The sequence below is a fragment of the Aquabacterium sp. genome (assembly GCF_036279675.1).
Classification (GTDB): Bacteria; Pseudomonadota; Gammaproteobacteria; order Burkholderiales; family Burkholderiaceae_C; genus Aquabacterium.
Genome location: NZ_DASUIS010000085.1, coordinates 1 through 22,030, shown reverse-complemented (window position 1 = coordinate 22,030; position 22,030 = coordinate 1). Strand labels below are relative to the sequence as shown.

General features: G+C 64.3%; 17 protein-coding genes. 7 read left to right on the top strand and 10 right to left on the bottom strand.

Annotation, left to right across the window (positions count from 1 at the left end; translation table 11 throughout):
- Window positions 1–126 precede the first annotated feature (126 nt).
- Window positions 127–2,526 (top strand): MASE3 domain-containing protein, encoded by a 2,400-nt coding sequence (locus VFW93_RS10495; RefSeq protein WP_329693943.1) that lies wholly within the window; start codon window positions 127–129, stop codon window positions 2,524–2,526.
- Here the strand turns inward: VFW93_RS10495 and VFW93_RS10490 are convergent.
- The 7 genes from VFW93_RS10490 to VFW93_RS10460 all read right to left on the bottom strand — a co-directional run bounded on the left by VFW93_RS10490 (window position 2,504) and on the right by VFW93_RS10460 (window position 10,694).
- Entirely contained in the window at window positions 2,504–2,896 is a 393-nt protein-coding gene (locus tag VFW93_RS10490; RefSeq protein WP_329693942.1) for a diacylglycerol kinase, read from the bottom strand. The genes VFW93_RS10495 and VFW93_RS10490 overlap by 23 nt on opposite strands.
- Entirely contained in the window at window positions 2,893–3,543 is a 651-nt protein-coding gene (locus VFW93_RS10485; protein WP_329693941.1) for a phosphatase PAP2 family protein, read from the bottom strand. The genes VFW93_RS10490 and VFW93_RS10485 overlap by 4 nt, the downstream gene beginning before the upstream one ends.
- A 60-nt stretch (window positions 3,544–3,603) precedes the next feature.
- Window positions 3,604–5,169 (bottom strand): FGGY-family carbohydrate kinase, encoded by a 1,566-nt coding sequence (locus VFW93_RS10480; protein WP_329693940.1) that lies wholly within the window; start codon window positions 5,167–5,169, stop codon window positions 3,604–3,606.
- Between the two features lie 3 nt (window positions 5,170–5,172).
- Window positions 5,173–6,666, bottom strand: a complete 1,494-nt coding sequence (locus VFW93_RS10475) for a glycerol-3-phosphate dehydrogenase/oxidase (RefSeq protein WP_329693939.1) — start codon at window positions 6,664–6,666, stop codon at window positions 5,173–5,175.
- Window positions 6,659–8,257, bottom strand: a complete 1,599-nt coding sequence (locus VFW93_RS10470; protein ID WP_329693938.1) for an FAD-binding oxidoreductase — start codon at window positions 8,255–8,257, stop codon at window positions 6,659–6,661. Before VFW93_RS10470 ends, VFW93_RS10475 begins: the two co-directional genes overlap by 8 nt.
- Before the next feature lie 268 nt (window positions 8,258–8,525).
- Window positions 8,526–9,047: a DNA-deoxyinosine glycosylase gene (locus VFW93_RS10465; protein WP_329693937.1), complete on the bottom strand. Its 522-nt coding sequence runs from the start codon at window positions 9,045–9,047 to the stop codon at window positions 8,526–8,528.
- A 51-nt stretch (window positions 9,048–9,098) separates the two neighbouring features.
- Complete coding sequence (locus VFW93_RS10460) at window positions 9,099–10,694, bottom strand: carboxylesterase/lipase family protein (RefSeq protein WP_329693936.1); 1,596 nt, start codon at window positions 10,692–10,694, stop codon at window positions 9,099–9,101.
- Between the two features lie 201 nt (window positions 10,695–10,895).
- Here VFW93_RS10460 and VFW93_RS10455 point away from each other — a divergent pair, with 201 nt between their 5' ends.
- Together VFW93_RS10455 and VFW93_RS10450 are read left to right on the top strand one after the other, a co-directional pair.
- Entirely contained in the window at window positions 10,896–11,618 is a 723-nt protein-coding gene (locus VFW93_RS10455) for a spermidine synthase (RefSeq protein WP_329693935.1), read from the top strand.
- A 95-nt stretch (window positions 11,619–11,713) separates the two neighbouring features.
- Window positions 11,714–13,441 carry a GspE/PulE family protein gene (locus VFW93_RS10450; RefSeq protein WP_329693971.1) on the top strand — a complete coding sequence of 576 codons (1,728 nt, stop codon included), beginning with the start codon at window positions 11,714–11,716 and terminating at the stop codon, window positions 13,439–13,441.
- Here VFW93_RS10450 and VFW93_RS10445 read toward each other — a convergent pair.
- Window positions 13,438–15,783 carry a sensor histidine kinase gene (locus VFW93_RS10445; protein WP_329693934.1) on the bottom strand — a complete coding sequence of 782 codons (2,346 nt, stop codon included), beginning with the start codon at window positions 15,781–15,783 and terminating at the stop codon, window positions 13,438–13,440. The two genes, VFW93_RS10450 and VFW93_RS10445, sit on opposite strands and share 4 nt — an antisense overlap.
- Before the next feature lie 44 nt (window positions 15,784–15,827).
- Window positions 15,828–16,553: a response regulator transcription factor gene (locus VFW93_RS10440; protein ID WP_329693933.1), complete on the bottom strand. Its 726-nt coding sequence runs from the start codon at window positions 16,551–16,553 to the stop codon at window positions 15,828–15,830.
- 196 nt (window positions 16,554–16,749) lie between these two features.
- Here VFW93_RS10440 and surE point away from each other — a divergent pair, with 196 nt between their 5' ends.
- Genes surE through rlmD form a run of 4 tightly spaced genes read left to right on the top strand, consistent with a single transcriptional unit; the run spans window position 16,750 to window position 20,870 of the window.
- Window positions 16,750–17,499 (top strand): 5'/3'-nucleotidase SurE, encoded by a 750-nt coding sequence (gene surE / locus VFW93_RS10435; protein WP_329693932.1) that lies wholly within the window; start codon window positions 16,750–16,752, stop codon window positions 17,497–17,499.
- Complete coding sequence (gene pcm / locus VFW93_RS10430) at window positions 17,496–18,386, top strand: protein-L-isoaspartate O-methyltransferase (protein ID WP_329693931.1); 891 nt, start codon at window positions 17,496–17,498, stop codon at window positions 18,384–18,386. The genes surE and pcm overlap by 4 nt, the downstream gene beginning before the upstream one ends.
- Before the next feature lie 51 nt (window positions 18,387–18,437).
- A complete protein-coding gene (locus VFW93_RS10425; protein ID WP_414639647.1) occupies window positions 18,438–19,394 on the top strand; it encodes a peptidoglycan DD-metalloendopeptidase family protein in 957 nt (318 codons plus the stop codon).
- A gap of 27 nt (window positions 19,395–19,421) precedes the next feature.
- Window positions 19,422–20,870 (top strand): 23S rRNA (uracil(1939)-C(5))-methyltransferase RlmD, encoded by a 1,449-nt coding sequence (gene rlmD / locus VFW93_RS10420; protein WP_329693930.1) that lies wholly within the window; start codon window positions 19,422–19,424, stop codon window positions 20,868–20,870.
- On the opposite strand, the gene VFW93_RS10415 is transcribed toward rlmD, so the two are convergent.
- On the bottom strand, window positions 20,799–22,030 hold a 1,232-nt coding region (locus VFW93_RS10415), incomplete at its 5' end, for a diguanylate cyclase (protein WP_329693929.1). The two genes, rlmD and VFW93_RS10415, sit on opposite strands and share 72 nt — an antisense overlap.

The window sequence follows — 22,030 nt, the reverse complement described above, 5'->3', positions numbered from 1 at the left end:
GTGCTTCTGACACAATGATCCGATACCGTCTCGGCACACCTATGTTGTGGTCGTTCTTCCTGTTGTTGTAGTGGTGTGTGGTCCAGGTGCCCTGACGTCAAGACACAAACACGAAGGAGCGGTGTGATGTTGCATCACAGCCATCGGCTTGCCATGCGTCGAGCCTTGATCCTGGTCGCTGTCATGACCGTGGGTCTGGTGCTGATCTGGGCCGTGCCATTCTGGGCGGGCTTTCAGAAGATCGAGGACTACGTACCGATCCACACCATGCTGGAGATGGCGTCGGTGGTGATCGCCGTTCTGGTTTTTGCCTCGGGCTGGAATGCATACAGCCGCAATCTGCCACGGCATGCCCTGATTCTGGCTTGTGCCTTTCTGGGCGTGGCCATGCTGGATTTTGCCCATGCCCTGTCCTACGTCGGCATGCCGCATTTCGTGACGGCCAGCAGCCCGCAGAAGGCCATCAATTTCTGGCTGGTCGCGCGTTTGCTGGCGGCGTCGGCCTTGTTGACGGTGGCAGTCCTGCCGCCGGAGAATGCTGCATCTCGCGGTAGCCGGTATGGCTGGCTCGCCGGTGTCATGGTACTGGTGGGGGTGACGTATTGGGCTTGCCTGTTCCATGCCGATCAGCTCCCGCAAACCTACAAGCCCGGCAGCGGGCTGACGGCCTTCAAGATCGGCGCAGAGTTTCTGGTCATCGCCATGAACCTGGCTGCGGCCTGCAGCTTCTGGCTGCAGATGCGCCGTCCATTGCGCTTCAACGCGGCGGCATTGTTTGGCGCCGTGTGCGTGATGGCCTTGAGTGAATGCTTTTTCACCCTGTATGCCACGACATCGGACTTCTACAACGTGGCCGGACACGTATACAAGCTGGTCTCCTACCTGTTCCTGTACCGGGCCGTGTTCATCGAGGTGATCGAGGAACCCTACCGGGAAATGGCCAGGATGGGGGACCAGTTGCGCGCCACGCTGGATGCCGTGCCCGATGTGATGCTGGAGCTGGACCTGCATGGCCGCTATCACGCCGTGCACTCGTCAAGGCTGGAGACGCTGGTTCGCCCGGCCGACGATCTGATGGGGCGAACCGTGCAGGAGGTGTTGCCTGCCGCGGAGGCGAGCGTGGTCATGTCCGCTCTGGAAGAGGCCTTGAGCAAAGGGACCTCTTCGGGTGCGCAGTTGCAGTTGAGCCTGCCGCATGGGGTGCGGTGGTTCGAGCTGTCGGTCTCACGCAAGGGAGGCGTGCATGGCCTGGATACGCGCTTCATCATGCTCTCGCGCGACATCACCGAGCGCAAGATGGCCGAAGCCGCCTTGCTGGAGCAGCAGGCCATCTTGCATGCCAATCAAGTCAAGAGCCAGTTCCTCTCCAGGGTGAGCCATGAGCTGCGGACGCCGCTCAACGCGGTCATCGGCTTTGCGCAATTGCTGCTGCACGACGCCAATGCGCGCATGGCGGCCGGGCAGCGTCTGCATGTCGAATACATCTTGCGGGCGGGTCAACATCTGCTGGAGATGATCAACGACATCCTGGATCTGACGCGCATCGAATCCGGTGACGCCGGCCTGAAGATCGAGCCGGTGCGCATCGGCGAGCTGATTGCGCAGAGCCTGCCCATGGTCATGCCGCAGGCTGAAGCCATGGGCGTGACCGTCAGTGTGGACACGCTCAAGGTAGACAGGCGCCAGGTGTTGGGCGACGAGCGTCGCATCAGGCAGGTGTTGATCAATGTGCTGTCCAACGCGGTCAAGTACAACCGTGTGGGTGGTCAGGTGATGGTGCATGCCTCCTTGTCGGATGCGCGGCCAGGGCATCTGGTCGTGCGTGTTGCCGACACAGGGCGGGGGGTGCGCGCAGATCTGATGAAGGACCTGTTCGAGCCCTTCAATCGCCTGGGCGCAGACCGGGATGGCATCGAAGGCACCGGGCTGGGACTGGTGATCTCACGGCGCCTGATGGAGGCCATGGGCGGGGAGATCTCGCTGGACAGCACGGAAGGCGTCGGCACCACGGTGACGATGAGTTTGCCCTTGATGGGGCAAGCCGCCAGCACGACCTCGGTGCCCGCGCCCGCCGTCGATATGCCACCAGTCCGCCCCAGCATGGACAGGAACCAGACCACCGTGCTGTGTGTGGAGGACAACCCTTTGAACGCCGCTTTGTTGCGCGCCATTTTCGATTTGCGCCCGACCGTCAAGCTCTTGATCGCGGAAGACGGCGAGTCTGCTCTGGCGCGCATGCAGCATGTCTGGCCTGATCTGGTGCTGGTGGACATCAACCTGCCCGACATGAGTGGCGTCGAGGTGTTGCATCACCTGCGCGCCATGCCTCATGGGCAAGATCTGATGTGCATTGCCATGTCGGCAGACGTGTCCGGCGAGCCCCACGCACGTGCCCTGGCTCAGGGCTTCGCAGACTTCTGGCCCAAACCCTTGAATGTGGATGGGGTGTTGTTGAGGCTGGATGCAGCCTTGTCCAGGGTCAATGCCGAGCGACGAGAGACAGTCAGGCAGGGCGCATTGGCCTGAGCCAGCCAGACAACAGTGGCCAGAGCTGGTCCACGAAGAAGGCGACACCAACGACCAGTGCCAGCAAGCTGGCCACCAGCACGGCACCAGCGGCGACGTCCTTGGTCAGCTTGATCGCCTCATGTTGTTGTGGATGAAGGTGATCCGCCAGGGCTTCGATGGCCGTATTGAGCAACTCCGTGGCCACCACCAGCGCGATCGTCAAGGCCATGATCGCCCACCAGATGGCTGGCGCACGCGCGGTCATCAGCAGCACGACGACTCCGGCGGCCGCCATTGAGTGCGTCTTGATGCTCTTTTCAAGGCGCCATGCAGCGCACAAACCGGCCCAGGCGAAGCCCAGCCTGTCGATGAAGCGATGGCCCTTCATGGCTTGCTCTCCTGTCCAAGTTGGAGGCGTTGCGCCAGCAGCCAGCACAGCAGGGCCCATGCCGCGCCTGCCGCCCAACCAGCCGCCACGTCGGACGCCCAGTGCACGCCCAGGTAGACGCGTGACAGGCCGACCAGGCCGGTGAGTGCGGCGGCCGTGCCCATCACGTACCAACGCAGCCGCGCACGGGGAACGAGCCTGGCCAGCAAGGCCGCCAGCGTCAGGTACACGATGGCAGACATCATGGCGTGCCCGCTGGGGAAGCTGTAGCCAGATGCCACGGTAGCGTGAAAGACGGCATCGGGTCGGGCCCTGGAAAACACCGATTTGAGTGCGTAGGCCATCAGCAAACCGCCACAGGAGGCCCCCAGGGCCAGCCAGGACATGGCACGCTGACCTGCCATGACCATATAGCCCCACACGGCGCCCACCGTGAGCACCAGCACGACGGGGCTGCCCAAGGCGGTGAGATCCCGGATGGCTTCCTGCAGCCACAAGGGACCGATCGGCCTCAGCCCCTGATCGCCTGTTCGCAACTGGTGCAGGATCCACAGATCGACGGTGTGGGCATCACCTTCCAGCACTTCTCCGGCGATTTCCATGAAGCCCCATGCAGCCAGGCCCATCAACAGGATGGGCCACAGCATGCGCGGTTCAAGATAGTGTCGGATCGGGCTCACAGCCCCAAGCTTAGCGCGTCTGCTGGCTCAGTACTTGGGGTAGTGCGTGATGTGGCGGATGGAACGATACAGCGGCGAGAGCCGGTCATACATGCGGTTGTAGACCTCGCGATACAGGCGGTCGTAGGTGTGCGCGTGTTCGGCCTGCGGCTGGAACACCTGTCCCTGGTGTGACATGGCCTTGACCGCCGCCGCATGATCCTTGAAGTAGCCGGCCCCGACGGCCGCATTGATGGCCGCCCCCAAACCCGATGCCTCATAGGTGTGGATGCGCTCGGTGCGGATGCCGAACACATTGGCCGTGATCTGCATGATGCGGTCGCTTTGCGAGCCGCCGCCGGCCACACGCAAGCTGTGGATGGGCACGCGGTTGCGATGCTCAAGTTGCTCCTTGCCATGCCGCAGCGCATAAGCCAGCCCCTCGATGATGGCGCGGTACAGGTGGGCACGGGTGTGCACATCGCCAAAGCCGATCACCGCCCCCTTGGCCTCGGGGCCGGGGAACTTCACGCCCGGGTTCCAGAAGGGCTGCAGCACCAGGCCCATGGCGCCTGGCGGCGATTCGTCCAGCAGGTCGTCAAACAGGATTTCTGGTGCCACGCCACGCGCCTCGGCTTGTTGCACCTCCTTGGCGGCGAACTCGCGCTTGAACCAGTTCACCATCCAGTAGCCGCGCTGCACGATGATCTCGGAGTTGTAGGCTCGCGGCATGGCGGCCGGGTAGGCAGGCAGGAAGGGCATGGGCGGCACGTAGCGCGCATTGCCGGTGTTGATCGTGGCTGTGGTGCCGTAGCTGATGCAGCCCACATCCGGGCTGATGCCACCGCAGGCCAGCACCTCACAGGCCTTGTCTGCGCCGGCAGCATACAGGGTCAGGCCTTCGGGGATGCCGGTCTCGTGCGAGGCACGGCGAGAGATCACGCCCATGGGCTCGGAGGCCTGAACCAGCGGGGGTAGTTGATCGCGCCTGACGCGCAGGGCCTTCCATTTGATGTCGCCTTCGTCGGCCCAACGCTGGTGTTCGTGGTCGAAGGGCACGTAGCCGACTTGTGAGGGTACGGCGTCGCGCAACTGATCCGTGAGCTTGTAGCTCAGGTAGGCCGACACCTGCACGAAGTGGCGGGTCTTCGCCCAGACTTCGGGGAAGTCCGCCGCCAGCCAGTTGCACTCCGCTTTCGACTGCAACTGGTACATCATGTGCTGCTGACCGACCGCACGCACACCGGCGCGCAGCCACCAGGGCAGGCGAGGGTAGTTGTCCGTGCGACGTGAATCCAGCCAGATGGTCGCGGGCCGCAGGGGCTTCATCTCCTCGTCCAGGCAGATCATCGAGGCGCGCTGGCAGGTGAGGGCGACCGCTGCAACCCGTGCACGCAACTGCGGATACTGTTCCCACAACTTCAGGCAGGCCAGGCTCAGGTGGTGCCAGAAGTAGTCACCGTTCTGTTCGGCCCAGTTGGGGTGTTTCGAGAAATACGGCGTGATGTGCTGCTGCGACTTGGCCACGACCTGGCCATCCAGATCGAACAGCATCGCGCGCACGCTCTGTGTGCCCTGGTCCAGCGCCAGGAAGAGGTCTTGAGACGAGGCCATCCATCACCCCAGTCGGTAGCTGCTGTTGATCACGTGTTGATAACGCTGGCATTCGACCTGCCAACGCGCTTCATCCCATCCCAGATGGCTCTCGCACAGCGTCTTGATCAGCGGCAATTGAGACGTGCCGGCATCCGCCAGCAGCACGCCCGCGCGCAGCCTGCGCAGCATCAGGTCGTCCAGGTGCTGAACCATCTCGTGGCGCAGGATCCAGGCAACCTGTTCGGTGAGTGCGGCCCCCCGAGCCATGCCGCCCAACGGGTTGTTCAGCCCATGCGGCGCACTCACCAGGTGTGTGAAACAGCGCCGCTGGCGGTCCTGATGGGCGCGCCGGTGCGCGGCGGCATCGATCACGCCTGCTGCCTGGAGGGCATCCAGCGCGATCTGCCTGAAGGTGGTCAGCTTGCCGCCCGAGACGGAGATGACCCCGCCTGACTGCCACACCAGGTGGTCACGCCGCTCCTTGGATGGATCTCGGCCTTTGCCCGAGGCGATGATGGGGCGCACACCGGCCATGGTCGACAGGATGTCGCGTCGGCTCAACTGCAGTTGCGGCATCTCGCTGTTGGCGACCTTGAGCAGGTAGTCGATCTCGGCGCTGCTGCAATGTGGCTCGGTGTTGATGTCGTCGCGGTGGTCCAGATCGGTGGTGCCGATGCAGGTCTGGCCCTTCCACGGGAAGACGAAGACCGGGCGCCCGTCATCGGGGTGCATGATGGTCAGGCAATCCTGCACGGGCAGGCGCTCGGCGGACACGAACAGGTGGGTGCCGCGTTGAGGCCGCACCACCGGCGGCGTGCCGGAGAGACGATCGGCCCACAGGCCGGTGGCATTGAACACACGGCGTGTGCGGATCTCGTGCGCCTCGCCCGTGTCGGTATCGCGCAAGCGCAGTGTGGAGCCGGATGAATGCGGCTGCACGGTCAGCACTTCCGTGTAGTTGCGGGCCACGGCGCCTTCCAGCACGGCCTCCTGCAACACGCGGATCACCAGTCGGCTGTCGTCGGTCAAGGCATCGGTGTAGCGCATGGCACCTTGGAGCCCGTCGGCTTTCAAGGCGGGATAGGCCTTGAGCACGGCATCGCGGTTCATCCAGCGGTGGTCGCGTATGCCGGCCAGTGCGTCGTACAGCTTGAGCACGGCCGTCATGGCCCAGCGCCCTGGGAACTTGCCTTGGCGAATCGGGAAGATGTAGGGCATGCGCACGACCAGGTCGGGCAGCTCGACCAGCATGCGCTCGCGTTCCTGCAAGGCATGGCGCGTCAGCTTCACGTCGCCTTGGGCGATGTAGCGCAGGCCGCCGTGCACCATCTTCGACGAGCGGCTGGATGTGCCCCAGGAGAAGTCCTTCTGTTCGAGCAACAAGACCTTCAGCTTGCGGCGAGCCGCCTCCAGGGCGATGCCCGCCCCCGTGATGCCGCCTCCGATGACCACCGCATCCCAGGGCTCGACGGCGGACAGTTCAGCCAGCGATGGGCGTTGAAGCAGATCAGCCATGGAAGTCACCCAGACAGCCTTGGTTGAGCACTTGTGCTTCGTCGAAATAGCGGATCACCTGGCCGATGGCCGCCATGCCCAGGGGGCCTTTTTCCACGTGCAGCCAGGGGGCGTGGTCTCGGCCCACACCGTGTTGGTGGCTGATGGTGCCGCCCAGCTCGGTGATGGCGGTGGAGGCGGCGCGCTTCATGTTCTGCCAGCGCTGCAGCGTGGTGTCGTAGTTGTCCGAGTTGCGGAAGAAGTAGGTGGTGTAGATGCTGGAGCCCTGCGTGTACATGTGCGACAGGTGGCTGAACACGTGGGCCTTCTCCCCATCACCGGCATGCTCGCGGATGACCGATTCGATGCGCTGCATGCCCTGGGTCACCTGCGACCAGTTCACGCTGGTTTCCAGCGTGTCCACCGAGTAACCGTGCTCCCAGAATCCGTGACGCAGGTAGGGCGAGCGAAAGCGCGAGTGTTCCCACTTCTTGCCCATGAAGGTGCCGCCATAAAAGCCACGGCCGTGCCGCACGAAGCGTTTGACCTCACCAAGTACGAACCGCGCCTGCCGCTGGCTGCCGGTGGTGCCGAAGGTGATCATGCATTTGCCGTCCGGGCAGCCACGCAAGGCCGCATAGCGGTTGAGCAAGCTGGCCTGCCAGGCATCGGCGCCCAGCAGCAGGTGCGTGCGCGTTTCCTCGGGGTTGGACAGTCGCAGCATGGACACCGGCACCTTGGCCTGCACCACCTCGCGCACGATGCCCATGGCGGCGTCCCAACTGGGCGCAAAGGCGACATGGAAGGACTCGTGCTCAGGCAGGCGCTGAACGCGCACATCCACCTCGGTGATGATGCCCATGCGGCCCTCCGTGCCCATGAAGATCTCGCGCAGATCGGGGCCCGCTGACGAAGCCGGGATGGTCGGGATGATCAGCGTGCCTTTGAGTGTTTCGATGCGGCCGCCCGCAAACAGCTGCTCGATGCGCCCATAACGAATCGACTGCTGGCCCGACGATCGACTGGCCACCCAGCCTCCCACGGTAGACAGCTCGAATGATTGCGGAAAGTGCCCCAGCACATAACCGCGCTCGGCCAGTTGGCGCTCCAGTTCAGGGCCGGGTGTGCCAGCGCCGAAGCGGGCGATCTGGCTGGTTTCGTCCAGCGAGATCAGCTTGTCCATGCGGCCCATCGAGATCGTCAGAATGGGCTGTGCGCAGGCAGGTGGTGTGATGTGGCCGGCAACGGAAGTGCCCCCGCCATATGGGATCACCTGCACGCCGTTGGCCTGAGCCCATGTCAGCAGTGTGCCAACCTGCTCCGAATCGGTGGGTTCAGCCACGCCATCCGGGAAGTGGCCGAATTGACCGGAGCGCATGGCATACCAGTCCGGCAGGCTCTGGCCGCGTGCGTGGCGAACGCGTTTTTCCGGGTCTTTGGATACCAAAGGGTGATCGGGCAAGCGGCTGGGCGGCACGCTGGCCAGCACGGCTGGCAGGGTGGCGTCCTGCAGCAAACGGCCCTCTCCGATCAGGCCTCGGATATAGCCCAGTCCGGCCTCTCTGAGGGGGAAGTGGTTGTTTTCATCGCCCCAGCCGTTCCAGCGTCGCATGTGTTTCTCGCTCTTCAAATGCCAAATCAAAATGGGTGAGAAACAGTCGCGCAGGCTGGCGCCATCGGGGGTATTCATCGCCCGATTCACAAGGCCAGGTCTTGGGCAGATCAAACCGATCAAACGCCCGTCAAGCCCTCTCAGACAGGGCTTCAGCGTGACTGCATCACGGCACGCATTGTTCCGTTTTCAAGCTGGAACAGCTTGACCTTCGGTGTCATGGATTGACTGATCGCGCCAATCGGCAAGCGGGTGTGGGTGACCTGTGTCAGGCCAGTCCGACTCGCTGGAAAACGTCACGCCAGGCCGCCAGCTTGCGCTCGAAGGACCACGAGGCATTGGCCGGGCTGGTCGAAGGCAGCTTGAACACGGGCAGCCCCAAGGCCGTCGTGATCTTCATGTGCCGCGCAGATTCGCCGCCGTTGTGGGCAATGCCCTGCAGGGTGGGCACGCGCTGGATCAGCCCTGCCAGGTCATTGAGTTCGGCGTTCTGGATGGCGCTGTCCAGGCTGCCCTGGCGCTCACAACCGGCGTACACGTCCCAGATGGCCAGGCCATGGGCGCGGGCAATCGGCAATCGCTCGGCGTAGGGCAGGGCCTGCAGCGCTTGAGTGCCCTCCAGGCCCCACAAGGCCGAGAGGATGGGCCAGAAGTGGTTGCGGGGGTGAGCGTAGTACTGCTGGGCCTGCAGCGATGCCACGCTGGGGAAGCTGCCCAGCACCAGCAGTCGGGCACCTTCGCCCACAACAGGGGCCAGGCCATGGAGTCTGGGCGAGGGCGACGATGTCATGCGCAGGACTGTGCCACAGCCCTCGGCGCCAACTCTCGCGCCTGTATCAGCTCAGCGCTGTGCCCACAAGGCGCATTGGTGATCGGCCCTGAAGCTGTTGGCACCAAAGGCAGTGATGCCCAGGCTGGTGAGCGCCAGCGAGGAGGCCTTGCCCGCCGTGAAGCTGGGCCACAGCGGCGAAGCGGCGGTATTGGGGTTGCCTGTAGCCGCAAACTGGCCCCAGTAGCGCACGATCTGATCGGCCAGTTGCTGCTGTGCCGTGCTGAGTGACAGGTTCAGCGTAGGGCCGGGCAGCTTGGCCTGGAAGAGGTATCGCAGTTCGGCACCATGGAAGGCGCCCATGGCCATGTACGGGTCGATGATGCCGGGCGTCCTGGCCTCGGTGAACTCGTAATGGTAGGTCGGCACATAGCGTGACAGGGCCTCCACATCGCGCATCACATTGCACGCAAACAACTGGTCGGTGATCAAGGCGCCATAGGCCTTGTCGCGTGTGCCATAGGCCTGACTGCCGTAGGTGCTGGCCAGTTGCTGTGCAAGGGCGGCATCACCACCTGCGGTCTTGTTGATGGCCTCGGTGTACTGGCTGCTGCTGAGTGGCAGCAGGTTGCTCAAGTGGTATTCGGTGGCCACGAAGAAGCGGCCTTCATCGTGGTTGGAGCCGAAGATGACGGGTACGCGGGCGAACTGGCCATCCTGAACCTGTTGAGCCGGCTTGCCCGTCAGGGTGATGCCGTCTTGCACTGGCGCCCAGCGCACCCCGGCTTTGAGCATGCTGCCGGTCACGCCAGAAGCGCTCAGCACATCCGCCGCCGATTTCTGGCGCATGCAGGCCAGCTGGCCCGGGCCGGTCGGGCAGCCGGCCGTGATGCCCAGGGCATTGCCTTGTGCTTCCAGCGAGCTCGTCGTCGTGTCGCTCAGCAGCTTGCATGGGCCGCTTTCGGAGATGGCGCCCGAGAACAAGCCACGCGATGTGGGCGATACCAGGTGCATGCACACGCTGGCGCCACCGGCCGACTCACCAAAGATGGTCACCCGCGAAGGGTCGCCGCCGAAGCGGTTGATCTGCGAGCGCACCCAGCGCAGGGCGGCTTGCTGATCCTGCAGGCCGAAGTTGGTCGGTGCACTTTGCGCGCCCAGTTCAGACTGACGGAAGAAGCCAAAGGCACCCAGGCGGTAGTTGATGGACACCACGATCGCGCGGCCTTTCCGGGCCAGCGTGCTCATGTCGTAATCGGAAGCTGCCCCCAGCATGAAGGCGCCGCCGTGGATCCACACCATCACCGGCAGCCTGGCCGTGCCGATGTCATCGGGCACATGCACATTGAGGAAGAGGCAATCCTCGTTGGTGGACTCTGCTGAGATGGCGCTCTTGGGTTGCGGGCAGCGGCTGCCAAACGTGGTGCCGTCTCGCGTGCCCGTCCAGGACGGGGCGGGCTGAGGAGGTTGCCAGCGCAAGTCACCCACGGGCGCTGCGGCGTACGGCACGCCCAGATAAGCACGCACGCCGTTGATGAACTTGCCGCTGATCGTCCCCTGGCTGGTCTGCACCACAGGCGGAGCCGATGCCGACTGTGACGGTGTGGAGAAACCGAGCATGGTCAGCAGGCTGATGAGCGGGCCGAAGGTCGATGCAGTCAGTTGCATGCGCGTCTCTCTTGATGTGGCTGGGGTTTGGGTAATATTGTTGTGTAGTAGAACATTTATGCCAGGCAAACCACATCAGGGCGACCCCGCCCCCAGAACACGGGATCGCCAGAACAGGGAAGGGCTTGTGACACACTGGCGCCCGTGAAAAGAAGCAAAGCCCCGACCCTGCCCGACGCCACCATTTCCGAAGAAGGTGGCTTGAGATATCTCCACCTGGAGACACCCTGGATCCAGGGTGCCATGCGCATCCGACAGCCCCAGAAGCTGGAGCTGGACTACATCCAGCGCATGATGGCCTGGATGCTCCTGCGTGAGCCGGCCGAGCTGGCCGACACCCGTTGCCTGCAACTGGGCCTGGGTGCGGCCGCCATCACCAAGTACTGCCACAGCGTCTTGCGCCTGCCCACCAAGGTCGTCGAGATCAACCCGCAGGTGATCGCCGTGTGCCGCAACTGGTTCCACCTGCCCGAAGACGACGAGCGCCTGGCAGTGATCCTGGGCGACGCTGAAAAATACGTGAACCAGGACGAGCACGTTGCCAGCGCCGATGCCTTGTGCGTGGACCTGTACGACCACGATGCCGCCAGCCCCGTGCTGGACGACGAAGATTTCTACCGAGCGTGCTGGCGTGTGCTGGACGACGGCGGCGTGATGAGCGTCAACCTGTTTGGCCGCGATGCCAGCTTCGAGCGCAGCGCCGCGCGCATCAGCGCCGCCTTCGGCGAAGGCCGTGTTGCGATGCTCAAACCCACCACGGAAGGCAACACCATCGTGCTGGCCTGGAAGGGTTTCGACATGCCTGAGCGTGAAGTGCTGGCACAACGTGCCGAAACTTTACAGACCAGATGGTCGCTTCCGGCGCGAAAATGGGTCAAGCTTTTGTCCACCTTCACGCCAGCCGCCTCCCGCAAGAAGACATGACCGCTGCACACGCCTCGTCGTCGGGCGCCCATTCCGGGGCCCACAAGCCGCACGCCAAGCGCCCCGTGACCCACAAGGGCCCGCTCGAATGGCGCATGCTGCTGACCTGGCTGACCGAGGACAAGGTGCTGACGCTGAAAGACGCCGAATCCGTGGCGCAGCGCTTCGGCGCGGGTGACAGCGCCCAGCACCCCCTGGTGCGCCTGGCAGGGCTGGGCCTCAAGCGCGCCGACAACGGCATCGCGCTCGAGCTGGAAGCGCTCACCGAATGGCTGGCCGGCCACATCGGCATGCCCTATCTGCGCATCGATCCGCTCAAGGTGGACGTGGCCCGTGTGGCCGAGGTGATGTCGATCAACTATGCCGAGCGCCGCAAGGCCTTGCCCGTGCAGTTCGGCCTCAACGAGATCACCATCGCCACCTGCGAGCCGCTGGACGTGGGCTGGATCGACGAGATCCTGGCCCACACCAAGAAGACCATCAAGCTGGTTGTTTCCAGCCCGCTGGACCTGCAGCGCTACCGCACCGAGTTCTACACGCTGGCCAAGTCCGTCCGCGACGCCAACAAGAAGACGGGCGACAGCGTGGCCCACAACTTCGAGCAACTGGTGGAGCTGGGCAAGACCAACCGCCAACTCGACGCCAATGACCAGGGCATCATCCAGGTGGTCGACTGGCTGTGGCAATACGCTTTTGACCAGCGCTCATCGGACATCCATCTGGAGCCGCGCCGCGAGATGGGCGCCATCCGTTTTCGCATCGACGGCGTGTTGCACACGGTCTACCAGGTACCGCTGTCGGTGATGCAGGCCATGACGGCGCGCATCAAGCTGCTCGGTCGCATGGACGTGGTCGAGCGCCGGCGCCCGCTGGACGGTCGCATCAAGACGCGCAACCCCGGCGGTGACGAGGTCGAAATGCGGCTGTCCACCATGCCCACCGCCTTTGGCGAAAAGCTGGTGATGCGCATCTTCGATCCGGACAACACCGTCAAGTCTTTCGAGGCTCTGGGCTTTGCGCCGTCCGAGACGCAGATCTGGGAGCAGCTCGTGTCCCGCCCGCACGGCATCATCCTGGTCACGGGCCCCACGGGTTCCGGCAAGACCACGACGCTGTACTCCACGCTCAAGCGCGTGGCCACCGACGAGGTCAACGTCTGCACCATCGAGGATCCGATCGAAATGATCGAAGCCTCGTTCAACCAGACGCAGGTGCAATCCGCCATCGACCTGGGCTTTGCAGAAGGCCTGCGCGCCCTGATGCGCCAGGACCCCGACATCATCATGGTGGGCGAAATCCGTGACCTGGAAACCGCCGAGATGGCCATCCAGGCCTCGCTGACCGGCCACTTGGTGTTCTCGACGCTGCACACGAATGACGCCGCATCGGCCATCACCCGCCTGACCGATCTGGGTGTGCCTTCCTACCTGATCAGCTCGACCGTGATCGGCGTGCTGGCCCAGCGTCTGGTGCGCACCTTGTGCCAAGCCTGCAAGCAGCCTGATGATCAACTGGACCCCGCCACGCTGGCCGAGGCCATCAAGCCCTGGCGCATGAACGGCAAGGTCAATGCCTACAAGCCGGTGGGTTGCCTGGATTGCCGCATGACCGGCTTCAAGGGGCGCGTGGGTCTGTACGAATTGCTGCCCGTGTCGGAGGCCATCCGTGCCGGCATGCACCCCGAGGTGGACATGGCCCGCATCCGCAAGACGGCCGCCCGCGATGGCCTGCGCCCGTTGCGCCTGTCGGGTGTCATGAAGGTGGCTGAAGGGGTGACGACGCTGGACGAGGTCCTGCGCAACACGCCTCAATGGGAAAACTAGTGGGAAAACTGACTGTCCGGCCCGGGGTGCGTGGCGCCCTGATGCGTGCCGGTGGCGCTCATCCCTGAGGAGCCTGAGAAATAGTCGATCACGACTTCGCAGCGGATGCCCTTGGGGTCCACCTCCAGCCAGCGCACGCTGCCGCCCAGTTGCTTGACGCGCTTGCGCACGCCACCCAGACCCAGGCCATGTGACCAGGTGGCGGGTTCGCGGCCCACGCCATCATCTTCCACGGACAAGCTCAGACGGTCGTTTTCCAGGCGCAGCTTGACCTGCACTTTCTTGGCCTTGGCGTGGCTGATCGCGTTGCTGACCAGCTCCCGCATGATGCGCGTGAGCGCCGACCATTGCACCATGGTCAGGGTGATGTCGGCATCCTGGAACATGTGCCAGTCCAGCTCGCAGCGAGCGGCAGCCAGGCGCTGGCTGAGGTCTCGCTTCCATTCGCCAGCGGCCTCGCTCAGGAGGTGAGACTGCGCGGCCAGCCCGCGCGTCAGCGTCTTCAGATCCTGGATCGTGTGGCGGATGTATTCCTCGATCTCGGGATTCGGCGCCTGGTACATCAGCGTCAGCAGGCGCGCACCGATGTCATCGTGCAAGTCCTGGGCAATGCGCAGGCGCTCTTCGCTGCGACCTTGCTCCACCGCCTGGTCAAAGCTCAAGGCGCGGTACAACTGCTCCATCACACGCTCGGCCAGGCGGGCGTCTTCCGAAGTGAACAGGCGCTGGCCCTTGTGCGAATGCTTGAGCACCAGCACATGCCGGACGGCAGACAGACGGCCACCGACCAGAGGGATCGGCACGATCAACACCGAGCCATTGCCGCGCAAGGCCGTGTGCCCCATCTCGCCTGGCACCAGGGCCACTTCGAGCGGATCGAACAGTTCGCGCATCAGGCGCATCAGCGAGGCATCCAGCGTATCGGGCTGGCGCTCCACTTCACGGGCGATGCGGTAGAGGCGCTGGAACAGCCGCTCCATGGTGAGTGAATCCCGGCCGGGCAGGCGGGTCATGACCCAGCGTCGGATGATCAGGTAAAGGCCGAACGAGAAGAACAGCGACAGGGTCATCGATGTGAACTGACCCAGCGAGAACACGGCCACGAAGAGCAGATCCAGCGAAGCCGCGATCGTGCTGGAGGCCGCCAGCAGCGAGAACTCCTGCAGGATGGGCCGCGAGCGCGACAGGTAGGGGGACAGGAGCACCGCCATGGCCGCAAACACCTGCCAGGTCATCACGCCGAAGTTGGTGATGTTGAGCTGCATGTCGGCACGCACGCCGCCGCGCCAGATGGCCAGTGACAGCAGACCCCAGGTGAGCAAGGCCACGATGACCAGCCTGCGCATCACCAGCGTGAACGGATGCGGGGCAATGTGGAAGGACGCCGTCATCAAGCTGGCGGAGGCGATCGACAGGCCAATGCAGCCGGCCTGGACCACCCACCAGTTGAAGGTGGAATCCAGCTGATTGGTGCCCAGCCAGAGACCCAGCGCAGACAGCCAGCCCATTGCGGCATACCAGCCCCAGCCGGCCATGCGCTGCGGATGCAGCACGGCGATCTGGACCAGTGCCGCTGTGCCGACCAGATCAAACACCAGACGCAACTGGGCGTCCAGGTGGATGAACCACATGGGCGCGAACACATCGAGGTTGTTCTCGATGGCGATGAAGAGCAGTTGACCTGCCTGACTCATGGCCAGCGCCGCAAACGCCATGTTGCGCCATTGCGGCCCCGCCAGCAGGACCACGGCGCCAACACCGAATACGGCCAGCGCCAGCAGGCCCAGCAGCCAGAAGAGCGGGCTCAGGCCAGACCAGCCCGTGGGGGAAATCAGCACAGGCTCGTCTGGCGCGTGCAGCAAGTCAACGTTGACGGTGATGCTGCCCGTGCCCGCCTGGGCCATCAGGTTGTTCATGCCTTGATGCAGCAGGAAGTAGCGGTTGCGCAGTTCGGGGTCGATGATCCACCGGGCCGAGCGTTGCAGCATCAGCAGGTCGAGGGGTGCATACAGCGTCTGCACACCCGTGTCGACAGGGTGGTCCAGCCTCAGCCCGTCGAGGATGCGGCCTTCCAGGTGCACCAGCGGCGGGTAGTCCGCGCCCTGGATCTTGATCTGCCCTTCAGGGGTGGCGCGCAGGTTGAAGGGCAGGCGGGGCTGGGTCGAGAGCCAGTGCGCCACCAGGAAGAGCAGGGCGCACCCCATCAGGATGGTGGTCACCAGCGCACGCAGCCGCCAGCCTATCCAGCGAGGCAACTCGTGAGAACCCTGGAGGATTTCATCCAGGCTGGGCCAGCTTGGGCGTCGTTCAGCCTGCAATTTGCCAGGTGCGGGTGTGGTCATGGTCGGTGTGCCGCGGGGCCGAGCAGGTCAGGCCTCGCTGGTGATCACACCAGCCCTTGCTTGCTCGCCAGCACGGCGGCTTCTGCGCGGCTGGACACATTGAGCTTCTTGTAGATGGACTTGATGTGGTCGTTGACGGTGAACCACTTGATGCCCATCAGCGAGGCGATTTCCTTGATCGTGAAGCCCTTGCTCAGGTAGGTGAGCACTTCGCTTTCTCTGGGCGTGAGACGTTCGTGATCCAGCGCGGCAGGCGCAGCCGCGGTGACAGCTGGCGCCGCGGCCTGTGGCGCCTGGGCCTGGCCCAGACCATGGCCGTCGCCAGAGCGGAAGTGCGTCAGCAGGCGCCGCGCGATGGCTGGAGACAGCGGCGGCTGGCCGCGCACGATCTTCTGCAGTTCTTCCACCAGCACCTCGAAACGGTCTTCCTTGAGGAGGTAGCCGTCGGCGCCGCATTGCAGCGCGGGGAACAAGTGGTCATCGTCGGAGTACAGCGTGGTGACGATGCGCGTGGCAGGGTAGCTGGCCAGCTCGGTCAGCAACTCCAGGCCGCTGCCGTCGGGCAACTCCAGGTCAACCAGAATCAGCTGGTAGGGGTCATCGCTGGGGGCCGCTCTGCCGCCAGCCGCATGCCCCAGCAATCGACGCGCAGCGTCGAGATCACCGGCCTCGGTGATGCTGCTGACGTCGCTGAAGCTCTCTCGCACCACACGGCACAGAAAGCCCCGGGCGACCGGGTTGTCTTCGAGAATCAATACCTTGACGGCCATGGCGCTCCTCCCGAAGCCGTCATCCTGGCCTGGCGGGGTGTTGCAATTGTCTACCCAGCCCGGTGCAGACCAGGTGGGCCCATCCTTTCGGACGGTCACGTGGAGATTATCAGGTTCGGAACGCCTCCCGTCACGTCAAGGCCCCCCGGTTAAACGGTTTGACTATTCCGGCCGTTGCGCTTCTACAATCCGAGTTATGCGAATTTTGATTGCCAACGACGATGGCTACCTCGCGCCGGGCATCGCCGCCCTGGTCGCTGCCTGTGAGGGCTTGGGTCATATCGATGTTTTTGCGCCGGAGCGCAATGCCAGCGGCACCTCCAACGCGCTGAGCCTGCATCAGCCCTTGAGCCTGCATACCGCCGGCAACGGCTTCCGCTACGTCAGCGGGACGCCCTCCGATTGCGTGCACCTGGCGCTGACATCCGGCCTGATCCCCAAACCGGACCTCGTACTGTCGGGTATCAACAACGGCGCCAACATGGGCGACGACACCTTGTACTCCGGCACGGTGGCCGCCGCCACCGAGGGTTACCTGTTCGGCATCCCCGCGATTGCCTTTTCCCTGACCGACAAGGGCTGGCAGCATCTCGACGTCGCAGCCCGCATCGCCCGCAAGGTGGTCGAGCACGTGCTGGCCCAGGCGCCGGCTGCGCGACCCTGGCTGCTCAACGTCAATATTCCGGCCTCGGCCGATGCCGAACAAGCTCCCTGGACGATCACGCGTCTGGGGCGGCGCCACGCCAGTTTCCCGGCTGTCGCACAAGCCAACCCGCGCGGCGACATGTTTTACTGGATCGGCCCGGCTGGCGAAGCCAAGGAAGACGGTGAAGGCACCGATTTCCACGCTGTGCGCCATGGTCAGGTGTCCATCACGCCCCTGCAGGTCGACATGACCGATCACCAGCGTCTGCCCGCCTGGCAGGGATGGGTGGACCAACGATGAGCGCCGGTCAACCTGATCGCAAGCCCCGCCGCTTTCCGCTGCAGCTGGATCAGGTGGCCACGGTCAAATCGTCGGGGCCCAAGCCAGCGCCCGTGGCGCAAACCGGTGCCAGGGAGTTGCTGCGCCCGCAGGCGCACCTTCAGCAAATCGAGCAGGACCGCCGCCGGCACACCACGCCGCAGGGCGTGGGCATGGATTCCGTGCACGTACGCCGTCGCATGGTCGAGCGCCTGATGCTGGATGGCATCAGCCACCAGCATGTGCTGGACGCGTTCGCGCGGGTGCCTCGCCATCTCTTTGTCGACACGGCGCTGGTCAACCAGGCTTACGAAGACACCAGCCTGCCGATTGGCCTGGGTCAGACCATCTCCAAACCGTCCGTGGTGGCGGCCATGATGCAGCTGCTGTGCGTGCGGCCTGGTCTGCAAGTGCAGTCCGAGGTCACCGTGATGCACAAACCGCTGGGCCAATGCCTGGAAATCGGCAGCGGCTGCGGCTATCAGGCGGCCCTGCTGGGCCACCTTTCGCGTCGCGTGGTGTCCATCGAGCGCTTGCGCGATCTGCACCTGAAAGCGCGCGCCAATCTGGACACCTTGCGACAGCACCTGCCCGAATGGCCTGATGTGCGGCTGGTCTACGGTGATGGCATGATCGGTCATGCGCCCCTGGCTCCTTACGACACCATCATCGCGGCCGCAGGCGGGGCAGCCTTGCCGCAGGCCTGGATCGACCAGCTCGCGCCCGGTGGCCGTCTGGTCGCCCCGCTGGAAGAGCCGCGCGGTGGCACCCAGGTGCTGACCATTCTGGATCGCCTGCCCGATGGCAGTTTGCAGCACAGCCGCGCTGGCGCGGTGTTGTTCGTCCCCCTAAAATCAGGCACCACATGACGTAATCGGGTTGGCGCCGCCTGTCGCGAGCCGTCCCGACCGAATGTCCCCATGCACATGAATTCCACTTACAGGTTCGCGGCCTCGGCAGCATTGACGTTCTTTCTGGTCGGTTGCGCTTCGACCAACCATCACGCGCCGGTTGAAGATCGCTCCCGCGCGGGCACGCCCGGCGGCGCGGCAAGCGGCACGCCTGCGGCACCACGCGTGCTGCCCGGCGCTGAAAACGCCGGCAAGCCCGGTTACTACACGGTCAAGAAGGGCGACACGCTGATTCGCATCTCGCTGGATGCCGGCCAGCGCTGGCGTGATCTGGCTGTCTGGAACAATCTCGAGAACCCCAACCTGATCGAAGAAGGTCAGGTGCTGCGCGTGGTGCCACCAGGTGCGGATCCCAGTGCCGTGGCAACGGCCGGCGTGAGCACCAAGCCCATCGGCAGCCCGAAGATCGAGGGCCGCAATGTGGATGCGAAGGGCAATGTGACCGGCAAGCCGGCATCAGGTGCCGTGGTGGCGGCGGCCAGCGGTGCGTCAGGCGCCGCATCGGCGGCATCGGCTGCGGCCAGCGTAGCGGCCGAAGGCAAGGATGTCGCCAAGGACAAGGAAAAAGACAAGGACGCCCCCGTCGCTCGCGATGTCGACGAACCCGCGTGGAGCTGGCCGGCCAATGGCCCGACTCTCAGTGGTTTTGAAGAAGGCAAGCGCAAGGGCCTGGCCATTGGCGGCAAGGCGGGTGATCCGGTCTATGCCGCGGCGGATGGCAGCGTGGTGTATGCCGGCTCCGGCCTGCGCGGCTACGGCAACCTCATCATCATCAAGCACAACGGCGAGTACCTGACGGCCTACGCCCACAACCAGACCTTGCTGGTCAAGGAAGACCAGAGCGTGCGCAAGGGCCAGAAGATCGCCGAGATGGGTGCGACCGATGCCGATCGCGTGCAGTTGCATTTCGAGATCCGCAAACGCGGCAAGCCGATCGACCCGGCCAGGCAGTTGCCCAGCCGTTGAGGCGCTCGGGTCTGAGACAATCGGGGGATGAGTGATTCATCCCCCGTTTCTGTTTCTGCTGCCCCTGTCGGCCATGTCGCCGATGCAGTGGCCCCCGAAACCCCGCCCGTGCCGCCGCACCTGCAGTGGCTGAAGATCGAATCCCTGGACCTTGAAGCCCAGGGTGTAGCCCATCGTGCCGATGGCAAGGTCGTGTTCGTTGAAGATGCGCTGCCCGGCGAGGAAGTGCGCGTCAACATCTCCCGCAAGAAGAACAACTGGGAGCAGGGCACGATGACCGACCTGCGTTGCGAAAGCTCGCAGCGCGTCAAGCCCAAGTGCACCTACTTCGGCCTGTGTGGCGGCTGCAAGATGCAGCATTTCCACGCCGCAGCCCAGGTGGCCGTCAAGCAGCGCGTGCTGGAGGACAACCTCTGGCACCTGGGCAAGGTCAAGCCCGACATGTTGTTGCGCCCCATTGAGGGCCCGGCCTGGGGCTACCGATACCGCGCGCGGCTGTCCGTTCGTTATGTGGCCAAGAAGAACACCGTGCTGGTGGGCTTCCACGAGCGCAAATCGCGCTACGTGGCCGACATGCAGACCTGCGAAATCCTGCCGCCTCATGTGAGCCGCCTGTTGATGCCGCTGCGGGCGCTCATCATGGGCATGGACCAGCGCGAAAGCCTGCCGCAGATCGAAGTGGCCGTGGGCACCAAGGTGACCGTGCTGGTGCTGCGCCACCTGAATGCGCTCAGCCCGGCCGATGCCCAGCGCCTGCGCGATTTCGCCACCGAGCACAGCGCCCATGATGGCGGCCGGCACACCATCTCCTGGTGGCTGCAGCCCAAGGGGCCGGACACCGTCCATCCGCTGGATGAGAGCCTGCCTTCTCTGGACTACACCTTGCCCGAGTTCGGCATCACCATGCCGTTCAAGCCCACCGACTTCACGCAGGTCAACCATGCCATCAACCAGGTGCTGGTGGGGCGTGCGCTTCGCCTGCTGGACGTGCAGCCCGAAGAGCGTGTGATCGACTGGTTCTGTGGTCTGGGCAACTTCACCTTGCCTCTGGCCACCCAGGCCCGTGAGGTGCTCGGCATCGAGGGCAGCGAAACCCTGGTGGCGCGTTCACGTGAGAACGCCAAGGTCAACGGCGTGGATGCCAATACCAGCTTCGTGGCCCGCAACCTGTTCGAGATCACGCCGCAGGAGCTGGCCAGCTATGGCCATGCCGACAAGTGGTTGATCGATCCGCCACGTGAAGGTGCGTTCGCCCTGGCCAAGGCCATGGCCGACCTGCATCAGGATCCGACACTGGTGCCCGATTGGGTGCCCCCCAAGCGCATCGTCTACGTGAGCTGCAGCCCGTCCACGCTGGCGCGTGACGCCGGCTTGCTGGTGCACCAGGCGGGCTACCGCTGTGTGTCAGGCGGGGCGGTGAACATGTTCCCCCATACCGCCCACGTTGAAAGCATGGCGGTTTTCGAGCGCGACTGACTGCAGTGGCACGGGCTTGCCTGATGCAGACGCCGCAGTGGGTGTTTGCTCGGGCTGGCCGGGTTCCAGGCGCTCCACGCGGTTGCGTCCGCCGGACTTGGCCATGTACAGGCCCCGGTCGGCGCGATCAATGGTGCGTGTCAGCATTTCTTCCGGCTCGTAGTGCGTGAGACCGGCCGAGAAAGTCACGTGCAGGCTGGGCACCGATTCGCTCACCATGGTGGCCGACAGCATCATCTGGATGCGCGACAGCACCAGTTCGGCCGTGGGGCAATCCGTGTCGGTGAACATGATGAGGAACTCCTCGCCGCCCCACCGTGCCACCACATCGGTCTCGCGCAGGCCGCTGCTGATCACTCTGGCCACCGATGCCAGCACCTCGTCGCCCACCATGTGGCCGTGCGTATCGTTGACGGCCTTGAAGCGGTCGACGTCGATCATGGCCATGCAGAAGCGGCGATCACTGCGAATGCAGCGGTGCTTTTCCGTGTTGAGCAACTCCAGCATGTGACGGCGGTTGAACAGGCCCGTGAGCTCGTCGCGCGTGGCCAGATCCTGAATGCGAGCCAGCGCTTCTGACAACTCCTTCTTGCGTCGGCTCGAGCTGGCACGTATCCGGTTGAGTTGCGACACCAGCAGGCACACGCTCACGAGCATGAACAGCATCACCCCGAAATACACCATCTGCAATTTGCCCATGTAGGGCACTTGCGGGTTGCTGTGCGCCACGTTCAGCATGGCAATGCCGAACGCGACGGCGGCCACCACGCTGGCCTGAATCAGCGTCCGGGTGCTGGCTGTGAACATGCTGAACATCAGGAAGACGAACAGCAGCAGCAGGGCGATGGAACTGCCGGGGCCGCCCAGCTGGTATCCCCAGGCCAGGAAGAGTTCGGCGCAAACAATCTGCGGTCCCGCCATCGCGGGGTCGGCAAAGCGCTTGTTCAGGCCACTGCGCATGATCACGTAGAAAGCCAGCGTGCAAGTCAATGCGGTGACCGTCAGCAAGCCACTGCCGTCTGCGGCAATCACGCCTTCAGACACGCCGAAATTCAAGGCCGCCACGCCGGCCACCGCATTGGTCGATCCGACCAGATAGCGCAGCAGCAAGACGTTCTGCTTGGGATCGGTGGACAGGACCAGATCCGACAGGTAGCCCA